The 12,999-nt window shown below is 64.3% G+C and carries 12 protein-coding genes; 8 read left to right on the top strand and 4 right to left on the bottom strand.

All coding sequences use genetic code 11. The features are described from left to right. Positions 1-14: 14 nt before the first annotated feature. From FHT69_RS16480 to FHT69_RS16490, 3 genes are all read right to left on the bottom strand, one after another. The gene (locus FHT69_RS16480) at positions 15-866 is read right to left on the bottom strand and encodes an ABC transporter permease (protein ID WP_028755799.1); all 852 of its coding nucleotides are present in this window, start codon (positions 864-866) and stop codon (positions 15-17) included. A gap of 9 nt (positions 867-875) precedes the next feature. Beyond that, the gene (locus tag FHT69_RS16485) at positions 876-2,228 is read right to left on the bottom strand and encodes an LLM class flavin-dependent oxidoreductase (protein ID WP_028757034.1); all 1,353 of its coding nucleotides are present in this window, start codon (positions 2,226-2,228) and stop codon (positions 876-878) included. Between the two features lie 333 nt (positions 2,229-2,561). Beyond that, positions 2,562-3,347 (bottom strand): IclR family transcriptional regulator, encoded by a 786-nt coding sequence (locus tag FHT69_RS16490; RefSeq protein WP_028755797.1) that lies wholly within the window; start codon positions 3,345-3,347, stop codon positions 2,562-2,564. 217 nt (positions 3,348-3,564) lie between these two features. On the opposite strand from FHT69_RS16490, the gene FHT69_RS16495 reads away from it, so the two are divergent. The 8 genes from FHT69_RS16495 to FHT69_RS16530 are packed head-to-tail and all read left to right on the top strand — an operon-like array spanning position 3,565 to position 11,772. Beyond that, entirely contained in the window at positions 3,565-4,632 is a 1,068-nt protein-coding gene (locus FHT69_RS16495) for an ABC transporter substrate-binding protein (protein WP_028755796.1), read from the top strand. A 47-nt stretch (positions 4,633-4,679) separates the two neighbouring features. Beyond that, the gene (locus FHT69_RS16500; protein ID WP_183905632.1) at positions 4,680-6,194 is read left to right on the top strand and encodes a sugar ABC transporter ATP-binding protein; all 1,515 of its coding nucleotides are present in this window, start codon (positions 4,680-4,682) and stop codon (positions 6,192-6,194) included. Continuing rightward, positions 6,191-7,153 (top strand): ABC transporter permease, encoded by a 963-nt coding sequence (locus FHT69_RS16505; protein ID WP_028755794.1) that lies wholly within the window; start codon positions 6,191-6,193, stop codon positions 7,151-7,153. Before FHT69_RS16500 ends, FHT69_RS16505 begins: the two co-directional genes overlap by 4 nt. Continuing rightward, complete coding sequence (locus FHT69_RS16510) at positions 7,150-8,091, top strand: ABC transporter permease (RefSeq protein WP_183905633.1); 942 nt, start codon at positions 7,150-7,152, stop codon at positions 8,089-8,091. Before FHT69_RS16505 ends, FHT69_RS16510 begins: the two co-directional genes overlap by 4 nt. After that, the gene (locus tag FHT69_RS16515) at positions 8,088-9,041 is read left to right on the top strand and encodes an amidohydrolase family protein (protein ID WP_183905634.1); all 954 of its coding nucleotides are present in this window, start codon (positions 8,088-8,090) and stop codon (positions 9,039-9,041) included. The genes FHT69_RS16510 and FHT69_RS16515 overlap by 4 nt, the downstream gene beginning before the upstream one ends. After that, on the top strand, positions 9,034-10,344 hold the full coding sequence (locus FHT69_RS16520) for an alanine racemase (RefSeq protein WP_183905635.1): 1,311 nt from the start codon (positions 9,034-9,036) through the stop codon (positions 10,342-10,344). Before FHT69_RS16515 ends, FHT69_RS16520 begins: the two co-directional genes overlap by 8 nt. Positions 10,345-10,382: 38 nt before the next feature. Beyond that, complete coding sequence (locus FHT69_RS16525) at positions 10,383-10,727, top strand: RidA family protein (RefSeq protein WP_028755790.1); 345 nt, start codon at positions 10,383-10,385, stop codon at positions 10,725-10,727. A gap of 31 nt (positions 10,728-10,758) precedes the next feature. Continuing rightward, complete coding sequence (locus FHT69_RS16530) at positions 10,759-11,772, top strand: succinylglutamate desuccinylase/aspartoacylase family protein (RefSeq protein WP_183905636.1); 1,014 nt, start codon at positions 10,759-10,761, stop codon at positions 11,770-11,772. A 15-nt stretch (positions 11,773-11,787) separates the two neighbouring features. On the opposite strand, the gene FHT69_RS16535 is transcribed toward FHT69_RS16530, so the two are convergent. Beyond that, the gene (locus FHT69_RS16535; RefSeq protein WP_183905637.1) at positions 11,788-12,972 is read right to left on the bottom strand and encodes a hypothetical protein; all 1,185 of its coding nucleotides are present in this window, start codon (positions 12,970-12,972) and stop codon (positions 11,788-11,790) included. Positions 12,973-12,999: the final 27 nt, after the last annotated feature.

The following is a 12,999-nucleotide window of genomic DNA, read 5'->3' on the forward strand; positions in this document are numbered from 1 at the left end:
ATCGGTGGAAGCAGTCAACGGCCCGGCTGAGACCAGCGGCAGAGGCGGCGCTGCAGGAGAACGAGCAAGGCATTGGCGGCAAGCCCGAGGAAGGCGAGCAGAAGGATCGCCGCAAACATCAGCGGAATCTGGAAATTGTACTGGGCGTTCATGACCTGGAAACCGATGCCCTTGTTGGCGCCGATCATCTCGGCGGCAATCAACAGCAGAAGCGCAGTCGTCGCCGAAAGGCGCAGGCCGACGAAGATTGCAGGCACCGAGGCCGGCAGGATGACGCGGCGGAAGATGGTCAGCGGCCCGGCGCCGTAGGTCCGCGCCATCTCGATCAGCTTCTTGTCCACTTCCTTGACGCCGCCGATCGTAGCGAGCAGGACCGGAAACAGCGTCGCCCAGAAGATCACGAAGATCTTCGATGTTTCGCCGAGGCCGAGCAGCAGGATGAAGACCGGGTAGAGCGCCAGCGCCGAGGTCTGGCGGAAGAGCTGCAGGATCGGATCGAGCGCCTGTTCGACCAAGCGAAACTGGCCCATGAACAGGCCGAGCGGAATGCCGATTGCGACGGCAAAGGCAAAAGCGGTTCCCGATCGCTGCAGACTGATGGCGATGTCATCGAGCAGCGCGCCGTTGGCCAGATTGGTCCAAAGGGCCGACAGGATCACGTTCAAGGGCGGGAAGACGGCGGGATTGACCCAGCCCCTGGTGCTCGACACCTGCCAGAACAGGAGGAAGCCGATGAGAAGGCCGTAGCGCGGCAAAAGCGATGCGAGCACTCCGCGCAGGCGGGAGGCGAGAATGGAAATATGGCTTTCGCTGTTTTTCAGGCGGCCAAAGCTTCTCGGGAGAGTCTGGTTGATTTCATAGGTCATGGCCGCTCCTCACTCTGCCGCCTGGAGAGCTGCATGTCCTGCAGTCCACCGATTGGTCGGGAAAGGCAGGCCGAGGTTCTCCCGCAGCGTCTTGCCCTCATAGGCGGTGCGGAACAGGCCGCGGCGCTGCAGTTCCGGGATGACCAGATCGACGAAATCGTCGAGCGCCGTCGGCAGCCAGGGCGGCAGAATGTTGAAGCCGTCGGCGGCTTCGTTCTCGAACCAGTTCTGCAGCGTATCGGCGATCTGCTCGGGCGTTCCGACGATGGTGTAGTGACCGCGGGCGGATGCGATCCACTGATAGAGCTGGCGAATGGTGAAGTTGTTTTCATCGGCGATCTGGCGGATGAGCGCCTGGCGGCTCTTCATGCCTTCGGTCGGCGGCGCCGGCGGCAGAGGCCCGTCGAGGTCATAACCGTGCAGATCGAGCGTGCCGCCGGTCAGGCCATTGAGGAGGCCGATCCCGTCCTCTTCGACGATGAGCGAGGTCAGGCGGTCGTATTTCTCGCGTGCCTCCGCCTCGGTCCTGCCGACGAAAGCGGATACGCCGGGCATGACCAGGATGTGATCCGGGTTTCGGCCGAGACCGCGGGCGCGGGCCTTGATGTCCCGGTAGAACTCCTGGGCGGTTTCGATATGCTGGTGGGCGGTGAAGATGACCTCGGCCGTTGCCGCGGCGAGTCCGCGTCCGTCTTCGGATTGGCCGGCCTGGACGATGACGGGATGCCCCTGCGGCGACCGCGAGACGTTGAGCGGACCGCGCACGCTGAAATGTTCGCCGCGGTGGTCGGTGTCGTGCAGCTTCGACGGGTCGAAGAATACGCCGGTATCCTTGTCCCGGATGAAGGCGTCGTCTTCGAAGCTTTCCCAGAGTTTGCGGACGACGTCGACATGCTCGGCGGCACGGCGATATCGGTCGGCATGCGGAAGCTGGGTGTCGCGGTTGAAGTTCTGCGCCGTCAGGTCGCCCGTCGTGGTGACGACGTTCCAGCCGGCGCGGCCATCCGAGATCAGATCCAGCGAGGCGAATTTGCGGGCGGTCGTGTAAGGCTCCTCGTAGGTCGTCGAGGACGTGGCGATAAAGCCGAGATGGGTGGTGAAAGGCGCAAGGGCGGAAAACAGGGTCACCGGTTCGAAGCCGGCGACGCGGGCATTGCCGCCTTCACGCGCCCCGCCGAAACCGACGGCCAGTCCGTCGGCGAGGAAATAGGCATCGAAGAGCCCGCGCTCGGCCGTCAAAGCGAGGCGTTTGTGGAACTCGAAACTGGTCGCGCCGTCGGCCGGCTGGTCGGGATGCCGCCATGAGGCAACATGCTGTCCGCCACCGGGAAGAAATGCCCCAAGCCTGATTTTCCGTGTCATGTCGCGTCCTCTCCGGTTGCCGTCAACAGTCTGGCCTTCCCCAAGGCCAAGTATAAATGCGCTGTTGGACCACTAAGATACGTTCTCCATAAATTTTATAGAGAAACTTAATTTCATAGTTTCGGAGGAAGCGTGAATAGATTTCCGGGATCGGCTTGAAACTCGAAATTGAACGATCGAGGCCGCCGCCCCTCGAATTATAGGGCAGGCCGACAGGCGGCATTCTACAGGCGTGACAAAGAGCCGCCTGGGGCGGTGATAAGGAGATCATCCGGCGTTCCCTCGCACGAATGTCCGTGCCGCCGGATATCAATATCCTGATTTGCTCAGGCTTCAGCCTCGTTTGGGCCGGGTCGGAGCATGATCCAGTCCGGCGGCGGCCTTCTTCAGGCAGTCGAGGTAGCGGTCGCGGTTGGCGATGCCGTCGTCGCGCGGGGTGACGAGGCAGAGCGTTGCGGCGGCATGGCCTTCTTCGCCGCGCACCGGCACGGCAAAACAATGGGTGAAGCTGTCGACGATGCTGTTGAAAGTGAAGAGACCTTCACGCTCGGCTTGGCGCACTTCGGCGATGAAGGTTTGCGGCTCCAGCCATTCGCCGTTCGGCAGGCGGAAATCCTGCGGCGGAATGAAGTTCAGAATGTCCTGATCGGACAGATGCGCGACGAGCAAGCGGCCTGACGCCGTCCACGGGATCGGCACCGATTGGCCGACATCCGTCGAAATGCGGAAGGGGCGTGCGCCTTCGCGCATGCGCACGACCGTATATCTGTTTCCATCCAGCATGCAGAACTGCGCCGTTTCCCGCGTCTCGTCGGCAAGCTGTTCCAGTGCGGCCTCGCATTCGCGGGTGAAATCGAAATGGTTCTCATAGGCTGCGCCGAGGAAATAGAGCTTGCGGCCGAGATAGACACGCCCCTCGCCGCCGGTGAATTCCAGAATGCCGTTGCTCAGCAGCAGGTTGACGAGTTCGTAAACCGATGAACGCGGCGCGCCGATCTGCGCGGCAATTTCGTTTGGCTTCAAGGCCTGCCGCTTCTGGCGCAGGAAATCGAGGATCTCGAAGGCGCGGTCGAGCCCTCGGGCGCGCTTGCCGGCTGCTTCGTCCTGAACTGCATCCATTCTTTCGATCCTTTTTTGTCCGGCCAAGCTTTTCAAGCCCTCTGCCGCATCTGTCAATCGATCCGGTCATTCATCGCGGATGAAATTTTTCCACCCCTCTTGCGGGGTAGAAAAATCAGCATAAGATCACCTCGTCCGGTATATAGATCACATGTACAATATATTGGACAAAGATGGCAAGCCGTCAACGCTGCCGCTCACAAAAAAGGGGATCGACATGAAGAATTTTGAAAACAGCATTTCTGCTTCGCTGCGCCGCCTTCTTGCGGGCGCTGCCGCCGCGGCGGCCCTCCTCGTCTTTTCCACAGGCACGGCCTCGGCCGCCGCCAATTGCATCAAAGGTGACAGGAAGGCGCCCTATACGATCGGCTGGGCGAACATCTATTCGGTGCCGACCTGGATGAAGCAGACCGAAGGCACCATCACGGCTGAAGTGGAGGAGCTGAAGAAGGCGGGCCTGGTGAAGGACCTGATGATCACGGACGCGCAGGGCAACGCCCAGACGCAGATCCAGCATATTCAGTCGATGATCGACGCCAATGTCGACGCCATCGTCGTGATCGCCGGTTCCTCCAATGCGCTCGACCGCGTCATATCGGATGCCTGCGACAAGGGCATCGCCGTCGTGAATTTCGACAGCCTTGTCAATACCGACAAGGTGACCGCCAAGATCAACACCGATTCCAACGAATGGGGCGCGACCGCTGCCAAGTGGATGGTCAGCCAGCTCGGCGGCAAGGGCAAGATCATCATCATGAACGGCCCGGCCGGCATTTCGGTGAGCGACGACCGCCGCAAAGGCGCCCAGCCGGTCCTCGATGCCAATCCGGGTCTCCAGGTGATCACCGAGACGAATACGGAATACAATGTCGCGCCGGCGCAGGAAGCGATGACCAGCCTGCTCTTTGCCAATCCCGAAATCGACGGCGTGCTGTCGCTCGGTGGCGCGCTGTCGGCCGGCTCGGTCCTTGCCTTCGAGCGTCAGGGCCGCGAGCAGGTGCCGACGACCGGTGAAAACGCCCGGCAGTTCCTGGAACTCTGGAAGGAGAAGGGCCTGAAGGGCTGGGCGACGATGCAGCCCAACTGGCTCGGCGCGCTTTCCGTCTATACCGCCGTGCAGGCGCTGCAAGGCAAGGATGTCCCGGCCTTCGTCAAGGTGCCGCTGCCCGTCATCGACGACAGCACGATCGGCAGCTACCTCGCCCGGGCCGACAAGTTCCCGGCTGACGGCTATATCTACTCCGATTACGACCAGGCGCTCTTCGACAAGCTGCTCGCCAAGTAATCCGCCCAAATAATCCGACCAAGTAACTCGGGTTGAGGAAAGCCGTCATGACGGAAGAACGACCCCTGCTGGAAGCCCGGCAGGTGTTCAGGGGATTTTTCGGCAATCCCGTTTTGAAGGGCGTCGATATCGCCCTTCTGCCGGGCAGGGTTCACGCCCTGCTCGGCGAAAACGGCGCCGGCAAATCCACATTGATCAACCTCCTGTCCGGTGCTCTCCAGCCGGACAGCGGTTCCATCCTCGTCGATGGCAAGCCCGTCGGGCGCTTCAGCCCGGCGGCGGCGCGCGCGGCAGGTATCGCCGTCGTTCAGCAGGAGCTGAGCCTGACGGCCAGTCTGTCGATTGCCGAAAACATCGGGCTCGGTGCATTTCCGCGCCGCTTCGGTCTGATCGATTACAAAGCGCTTCATCGCGGCGTGTCGGATGTCTGCGACATGGTCGGGCTTACCGAAGCGCTCGACATGCCGGTCGCCGATCTCGCGCTCGGCCGCCGTCAGATGGTCGAGATCGCCAAGGCGCTGTTCCGCAAGCCGCGCGTGCTGATCCTGGACGAGCCGACTTCGTCGCTCTCCGCCCACGAAGCCGGCATCCTTGCCCGTCTGATCGAGACGCTCAAGGACCGCGGCACGGCACTTCTTTATATTTCCCACCGCCTCAATGAGGTGCAGGCGCTCTGCTCGCATGTCACGGTGCTGAAGGACGGCCTGGTCACCGCCGACCAGTCGCTCTCCGGCATCGACGGCGAGGGCCTGGTGCGCCTCATGGTCGGCCGCGAGACCGGCGACCTGTTCCCGCCGCGCGCCGCCACCAAGTCCGGCGAAACACGCATCAGCGTCGAAGGTTTCTCCGCCGGCATGGTGCGTGACGTCGGCTTCTCCGCCCGCGCCGGCGAGATCGTCGGCATTGGCGGGCTCGTCGGACAAGGGCAGGAAGACCTGCTGCTCGGCCTTTACGGCGCGATTCCAGCCTCAGCCGCTCGCGCGGAAGTATCCGGCAAACCCGCCCTGCCCGCCGATGTCGGCGAGGCGAATGCGGCGGGCATCGTCTATGTCCCGGCCGACCGCAAACATGAGGGGCTGGTGCTGCCCCACGCGATCGCAGCCAATCTCATTCTGCCCTCGCTCGGACGGCTCGCCCGCAACGGCTTACGCGACCGGCCGGCGGAAGACGCCCTGGTCGCCGATCTCGCGCGCCGGCTGACGATCAAGGGCGACACGGCCCGCCCGGTGCAGGCGCTTTCCGGCGGCAACCAGCAGAAGGTAGCGCTCGCCAAATGGCTGCCGCTCGATCCTTCCGTTCTGCTGCTCAACGATCCGACGCGCGGTGTCGACATCGAGACCAAGCGGGAAATCTACCTCATGCTCCGTGCTTTCGCCGCCGAGGGGCGGCTCGTCATCCTGGCCAGTTCCGATACGCCGGAACTCGTGCATCTCTGCGACCGTGTCGTGGTTCTGCGCGAGGGTCGCGTCGCGGCGGTGCTGTCGCAGGATGACATCAGCGAAGGGGCGATCGTCGGCGCGGCCATGGGGATTACCGCCACCACGCAGGGAGAGGCGGCATGAGCACAATTTCGTCCTCCCGGCTCTACGGTTCGATCCAGCTCCGCCGCAACCGCGGCCTCGCCGGTCTCTATCTGGTCGTCGCCGCCTTTCTCATCCTTTATGCACTGCTCTTTCCCGGCATCCTTTCCATCGGCGGCTTCTCCAAGTTCACGCAGAACTGGTTCCCGCTGGCGCTCGTCACCATGGCGCAGGCGCTGCTCATGCTGAACGGCGGCATCACGCTGGCGATCGGCCCGCTCGTCAGCCTTGGAGCGGTGATCGCCGCGACGACGATGGAAGGAGCGCTCGGCGTGCCGGGCGGCATTCTCGCGGTCTCGCTCGCCGGTCTTTCGATCGGCGCCGTCATCGGCGCCATCGTCACGTATCTGAGGCTGCCGGCGATCATCGTCACGCTTGCCGGCTCCTTCATCATCGGCGGTGTGGCACTCATCCTGCTGCCGCGGCCGGGCGGGTTCATTCCCGACTGGCTGTCGACCACGCTGGCCGGCCACACGCCCGTCGCTTTCCTGCTGCTCATCGTGATCCTCGTGCTCTGGAAGGTCTTTCTCGCAACCCCGCTCGGCCTCGGCATCTACGCGGCCGGCGACAATCCGGTCGGCGCATTCCGCTCCGGCGTCCCGGTCGAGCGGGTGAAGGTCGCAGCCTTCGCGCTGTCCGGTCTGCTTGCAACGCTGACCGGTTTGTTCGTCGCCGCGCAGACCGGCTCGGGTGATCCGGTGATCGGCACGCCCTTCACGCTGAACTCGATCGCCGCCGCCGTGCTCGGCGGCGTCGGTTTCCTCGGCGGCAAGGGCACGATGCGCGGCGCGATCTGCGGCAGCCTGCTGCTCTCGGTCATGATCAACGTCATGTTCTTCCTGGGTTTCCCGCCGGTCGCGCAATATGTCGCGCAAGGGCTGATCATCGTTGGGGCGGTCGCTGTTCCGGAACTTCTTGGGGTATGGAGGGCAAGGCGATGAACATGATCCGATCCGCGTTCCGCAATCCGCCGCTCCTGACCCTGCTTCTGGTCGCACTCGTCTGGATCGTCGCAAGCCTCTCGCTGCGTGGTTTCGGCGCCTATGGCCACCTGCGCTACCTGCTCGAACTCGCCGCGGTGATCGGCATTGCCGCCGCCGGGCAGACGCTCGTCATCCTGATGGGCGGCATCGATCTCTCCGTCGGAGCGGTCATCACCGTCACGGCGATCCTGCTGCCGCTGATTTCGCCGGCCTGGGACCCGACCGGCCTTGCCGGCATCGTGGCGGCCCTTGCCATCGCCACCGGCATCGGCCTGATGAACGGCGCCGGTGCTGCCTATCTTCGCGTGCCGCCGATCATCATGACGCTTGCCATGGCGACCTTCCTGCAGGGCCTGCTCGTCATCATCGCCGGCGGCAGCGCCGTCACTGTCAGCAATCCGGCGGTCATCCTGCTCGGGCAGGCGCGGCCGCTCGGCATCCCCTCGGGCATCATCCTGTGGCTCGTCGTTTCGATCGTCGACCTGCTGCTCGTCCACCGCATGCCGATCGGCGCCCGTTTCCTGGCGCTTGGGGCGAACCCGCTGGCGGCCCGGCTTTCCGGCGTCAGCGTCACGCGCAACACGCTGGTCGGCCATACCCTGTCGGGCTTTTTCGCCGGTCTTGCCGGCATTCTCGTCCTCGGCATGAACCGGCAGGGCTATGTCGGCATCGGCGACCCCTATCTCTTGACCTCGATCGCCGCCGTCGTGCTCGGCGGCACCTCCATCCTCGGCGGCCGCGGCACCTATGCCGGGACCGTTCCGGGGGCGATCCTGCTTGTGACGACGACGGCGCTGATCACGGTCGTCAATGCCTCGCCCGGCTGGCGGTCGATCATGTTCGGCACGTTGATCCTCGCCCTTCTGCTGGTTTCCGGCCGGGAGGCGCGCCGATGACGGAACTCTATCACGGGCCGGTGATCGACGCGCACCATCACCTCTGGGACCTTAGGATGGAACGTCATCCCTGGCTTCAGAAGGCGCGGGCATCAGGCGAAGAGATGGTTTTCGGAAGCCTGGCGCCGATCCTGCGCAACTACGGCATCGACGATTATCGCGCCGATGCTGCCCGCCAGAATGTGGTTGCCACGGTGCATGTCGAGGCCGGCTGGTCCGTTGCGTATCCGCTGGAAGAGAGCCGCTGGCTGGATGGCCTCGACCGCAGTTCCGGCGTGGCGCACCGTTATATCGCGCGCGTTCCCCTCGACGGGCCGGACGCCATGCGCCTGCTCGAGGCGGAAGCGGCAAATCCCAACGTCGTCGGCATCCGCGATATTTTGAGCTGGCATCCCGATGTGGCGAAGAGTTTTGCGTCGCGCGCCAACCGCATGAGCGATCCCGCCTGGCGGGCGGGCCTGGCGCACGCCACGCGGCTCGGGCTGGTCTTCGACCTGATGCTCTATCCTTGGCAGATGAGCGAGGCGCTAGACCTGGTGCGCGCCTTTCCGCAAACGCTTTTCGTGCTCAATCACGGCGGTAGCCCCACCGACCGGACGGCGGATGGCATGACGCTCTGGCGCGGTGGCCTGCGGGCGCTCGGCAGCGAGCCGAACGTGCACCTGAAGATCTCCGACCTCGTCGCCTACGACAACCAATGGACGCTCGAAAGCCTGCGGCCGGTGATCGAGCATTGCCTCGATTGTTTCGGCCCGACACGCGCCATGTTCGCAAGCGACTTTCCGGTCGCGGGCCTGCACGCCTCTTTCGACGAGGTCTATCAGGTTTTCCGCACGGTCGCCGCGCAGCTCTCTTACGACGAGCAGCGCGCTTTGTTCTTTGCCACCGCCAATGACACCTATCGCCTCGGCATCGCCGATCCGGCCGAGATCAGGGACTGCCATGTCTGACCTTCATACTACGACCGAAAACCTGCTGATCGACGAGCGGGTGCGCGGCTTTCCGCCAGGCAATCCGCCGCTCCCGCTGGATGCCATCGGCAGGCAGGGATGGAAGCCCTATGACGGCAGGATGGCCCTGCCGCTGATCTCGCTCGACCAGCAGGCTTTCTCCGACAATGCCGAACTGATGATGATCTATGTGAAGAGCCATGGCGCCGAAATCGCCCCGCACGCCAAGACCCCGATGTCGACGGCGCTGTCGGCGGCGCTTCTGGCCGCAGGCGCCTGGGGCACGACGGTCGCCGATATCCGTCAGGCGGCCGTGTTGCTCAAGGCCGGACAGCGTCGGCTGATCCTCGCCAACGAGATCGGTGGAGCTGCCGCCGCCCGACGGCTGGCGGCCCTGCTCGGCCAATATCCCGATGCGGAACTGCATATTTTCGTGGATTCGACGGCGCTCGTCGAGGCTCTTTGCGCCGCATGGCGGGAACGTGCCGATCTGCCGCCTCTCGGCCTGCTGGTGGAGTTCGGCGCCGGCCGCGCCGGTGCCCGAAGCGCCGACGCCGCCGAGGCAATTCTCGAGGCGATCCTTGCCGTGGAGACTCCGACCTTCCGGCTGACCGGCATCGCCGCCTATGAGGGCGCGGCGGCGACCGCCGATGCGCAAGAGACGATGCGTCGCATCGACTCGCTGATGGCGGTGACATCCGATTTCCTGCCGAAGCTGCGCGCCTGCATCGGCGACGAGCGGCCGCTCCTCGTCACGGCAGGCGGCTCGGTGTTTTTCGACCTTGTGGTTGCCAGGCTTTCAGCCGCCGTTGCGGCCGATCCGGCCTGTCGGCTGGTGCTGCGCAGCGGCGCGATCTTCTTCCACGATCACGGCATCTACGAGCGCGGCCTTGCCGGCCTCGATGCACGCGGCGGCTTGCGCATCGGCGGCGAGATGATTTCCGCGGCTGCGGGTTTCCGTCCGGCGCTGCGGGTTTGGGCCGAGGTGCTGTCGCGGCCGGAGCCGCGGCTTGCAATCTGCGGCATGGGCATGCGCGACGTGGCGATGGACCAGGGCCTGCCGCGGCCGCTGGCGCTCTACCGCAATGGTGCGCATCTTGCCGATCTCGAAGGCGCCGAAGTGTTTCGCCTTAACGATCAGCACGCCTTCGTGGCACTTGCCGATGGCAGCGACGTTTCGGTCGGCGACGTCATCGAGTACGGCATCTCGCATCCCTGCACCTGCCTTGACCGGCATGCCATCCTTTACGGGCTCGATCCGGACCATTCGGTGACGGCGGCCTATCTGACCAGCTTCGGCTGAACTCTCCCTCCAAAAAGCAAGAAAAGGAAAACCCGCTTATGATCCAGCGTTATCAGAAAGGTTCGCGTATGAGCCAAGCCGTCAGCTACGGCGGTCTCGTCTATATTGCCGGCCAGGTCGCGGAAAATCGCAAGGCGGGCATTGAGGACCAGACCCGCGATGTGCTCGGCAAGATCGACGCCCTGTTGAAGGAGGCTGGGATCGACCGTTCGCGCCTCATCGCCGTCAACGTCTTCCTGCCGGCGATCGTCGATTTCGAGGCGATGAACAGCGTCTATGATAGCTGGATCGACATCGAAAATCCGCCGGCCCGCGCCTGCACCGAAGCTCGTCTCGCCGATCCCGATCTGCGTGTTGAAATGACCGCGATCGCCGCGCTGTAACGGCATCGCAACCGTCCGCACTGGAGAGATCATGCATAGCGGCCTCGTCAATCCGATCGACTTTTCGTGCGAGGGCCGGCAGGCCGGTCACCTCGCCATTCCCTATTCGGTCGACCGTTCGCCCTATTATCAGATCCGCATTCCGGTCCTTCGCCTCAAAAATGGCGAGGGGCCGTCCTTGCTGCTGATGGCGGGCAATCATGGCGACGAGTATGAGGGTGAACTGCAGCTCGGACGGCTGATGCGGCTGTTGGATGCCGCCGAAATCCGCGGCGCCGTCACCATCCTGCCGATGGCGAACCTGCCGGCGGTGATGGCGGCCAAGCGCTGTTCGCCCTTCGACGGCGGCAACCTCAATCGGGCCTTTCCCGGTGATCCAACCGGTTCGCCGACGGCGCGGATGGCGCATTTCCTCGAACATGAACTCTTTCCGCGTCATGACGCCGTGCTCGACCTGCATTCGGGCGGCACCTCCATGGCGCACCTTCCCTGCACGCTGATCGAGCGGCAGGCCGATGCCGCCCGCTTCGAGCGGTCCGTTTCGCTGATGCGTGCAATGGGTGCGTCGCATGCCTTCATCGCCGATAACGGGCCGACGGCGCCGACATCGATGGGCGCTGCGGCAAGGGCCGGAACCGTCGGTCTTTCCGGCGAGTTCGGCGGCGGCGGCACCGTGACGCCTGAGACAATGGCTTTCACGGCGGTGGCGATCGATCGGCTGCTCGTCACACTTGGCATCGTGAAGCGTCCGGTCCTGTCGCGCGTACCGCTCGCCGAGCCCGGGCCGTTACAGTTGCTGTCGCTATCGCGGCACAGCCAAGGCATCTATGCGCACCGCCGAGGCTGGTTCGAGCCGGCTGTTGCCCTCGGCGCCACCGTTGCCGCCGGCGATCTGGCCGGATGGTATCATGATCTCGAAGGGCTGGAGCAGCCGGAGGAAGAGTTGCGTTTTGCCGAGAGCGGCATCGTCATTTCCCACAGGCTGCATTGCGACAGCCAGGCCGGCGACTGCCTGATCCAGGTCGCCGAACCCATCACATCCTGAAGAGCGCCGATCTGCTCAAGTGATGGCATCGACTGCCGCCTTGACCCAGTCGAGACGTTTGGCCGGGATCAGGCCGTAATTGTAGAAGTTCACGCCGTCAGCGCCGGCATCGACGGCGGCCCTGGCGCGCGCTGCCAGCACCGCAGCCGCGCTCACCTCGGGATAGAAGACGCGCAGGCCCACCCCGAGAAATTTGTCCGGCCCGATTGCCGCCCGGCCGGTCCGGATGACATCGCCGATGGCATCAGGCGCCATGTCGTAGCAGCATAGGATCGCCCCGTCGCAGAGCTTGCCGGCGGCTGCGAGATCGACGCCGCCGAGCCAGCCGTCCTTCAGGTCGATCAGCACGACGCGTGTCGCCGGGTCGGCGGCCGCCTTGATTTCGCCGATCAGGCTGGTCACCGGCTCGCTGCGCCAGGTGAGATAGGCATGCAGGTCGGGATGGTCGCGGAAGGCATCGATGCCGGCTGCCGGGAAGTCCGGGAACTGCGGTTCCGGGACAGCCCTTTCGCAGAGCTCGGCGATGAAGCGCGCGACCGAGCGGCGCGCGCCTTCGACCGGCACGCCGGCCTTTTCGGCGCGCGCCGTGCAATGGTCGCAGAAGCAGAGCGATAGCAGGAAGTCGTCTTCGGCGTTCAGGCCGACGCCGTCTTTTTCGTGGTGGTATTCATGCGCGAAGCCCATGAAGTTCGGGCTCTCGAGTTCCACCATGTCGGGCCGGTAGTTCGTCGTGATGTCGCGCACGAGGGTGACGGCATAGTCCCGCGCCGCCGGGCTGGAGGGGCAGAGATTGTAGTAGTTGGCATTGCCGAAGGCGTTTCGCGTCACATGATCGGGATGCAGCATGCCGAGGCGGCTATTGTGCAGGCAGACCGTCCAGCAGGAGACCTTGAGGCCCGTCGCATCGCGCGCCCTGACGAGCGCATCCAGCATGTCGCCGCGCTCAGTGACATTCCCGGCCATCAGCGGCCGGATCAGCTTGTCCTGCCAGAGATTTTCATCCGGCCGGAAATAGACCGTTCCGTCCTCGGGAAAATAGGCCTTCTGCTGCGGGCTGCGCGGCTGAAGGAAACGGCCGGCATGATAGGAGGTCGCCAGGCTGACCGTGTTCAGGCCCGCGCGGCCGTCAAGCTCGGCGGCAAACGCACCAAGCCCCTGATCCTGGATGTCCCAGGGATAAGTCCACATGGAAAGATGCATCGCCCGCTCCCCTCAACTCTGTCCACT

It is taken from the genome of Rhizobium sp. BK008, assembly GCF_014197345.1.
In the GTDB taxonomy this organism is placed as follows: domain Bacteria; phylum Pseudomonadota; class Alphaproteobacteria; order Rhizobiales; family Rhizobiaceae; genus Rhizobium; species Rhizobium anhuiense.

What these genes read in the sequence shown, in the direction of transcription:
- FHT69_RS16505 (WP_028755794.1), top strand. Translation starts at nt 6,191, where the DNA reads ATGAGCACAATTTCGTCCTCCCGGCTCTACGGTTCGATCCAGCTCCGC.
- FHT69_RS16535 (WP_183905637.1), bottom strand. Translation starts at nt 12,972, where the DNA reads ATGCATCTTTCCATGTGGACTTATCCCTGGGACATCCAGGATCAGGGG.
- FHT69_RS16490 (WP_028755797.1), bottom strand. Translation starts at nt 3,347, where the DNA reads ATGGATGCAGTTCAGGACGAAGCAGCCGGCAAGCGCGCCCGAGGGCTC.
- FHT69_RS16515 (WP_183905634.1), top strand. Translation starts at nt 8,088, where the DNA reads ATGACGGAACTCTATCACGGGCCGGTGATCGACGCGCACCATCACCTC.
- FHT69_RS16510 (WP_183905633.1), top strand. Translation starts at nt 7,150, where the DNA reads ATGAACATGATCCGATCCGCGTTCCGCAATCCGCCGCTCCTGACCCTG.
- FHT69_RS16500 (WP_183905632.1), top strand. Translation starts at nt 4,680, where the DNA reads ATGACGGAAGAACGACCCCTGCTGGAAGCCCGGCAGGTGTTCAGGGGA.
- FHT69_RS16480 (WP_028755799.1), bottom strand. Translation starts at nt 866, where the DNA reads ATGACCTATGAAATCAACCAGACTCTCCCGAGAAGCTTTGGCCGCCTG.
- FHT69_RS16520 (WP_183905635.1), top strand. Translation starts at nt 9,034, where the DNA reads ATGTCTGACCTTCATACTACGACCGAAAACCTGCTGATCGACGAGCGG.
- FHT69_RS16495 (WP_028755796.1), top strand. Translation starts at nt 3,565, where the DNA reads ATGAAGAATTTTGAAAACAGCATTTCTGCTTCGCTGCGCCGCCTTCTT.
- FHT69_RS16530 (WP_183905636.1), top strand. Translation starts at nt 10,759, where the DNA reads ATGCATAGCGGCCTCGTCAATCCGATCGACTTTTCGTGCGAGGGCCGG.
- FHT69_RS16525 (WP_028755790.1), top strand. Translation starts at nt 10,383, where the DNA reads ATGATCCAGCGTTATCAGAAAGGTTCGCGTATGAGCCAAGCCGTCAGC.
- FHT69_RS16485 (WP_028757034.1), bottom strand. Translation starts at nt 2,228, where the DNA reads ATGACACGGAAAATCAGGCTTGGGGCATTTCTTCCCGGTGGCGGACAG.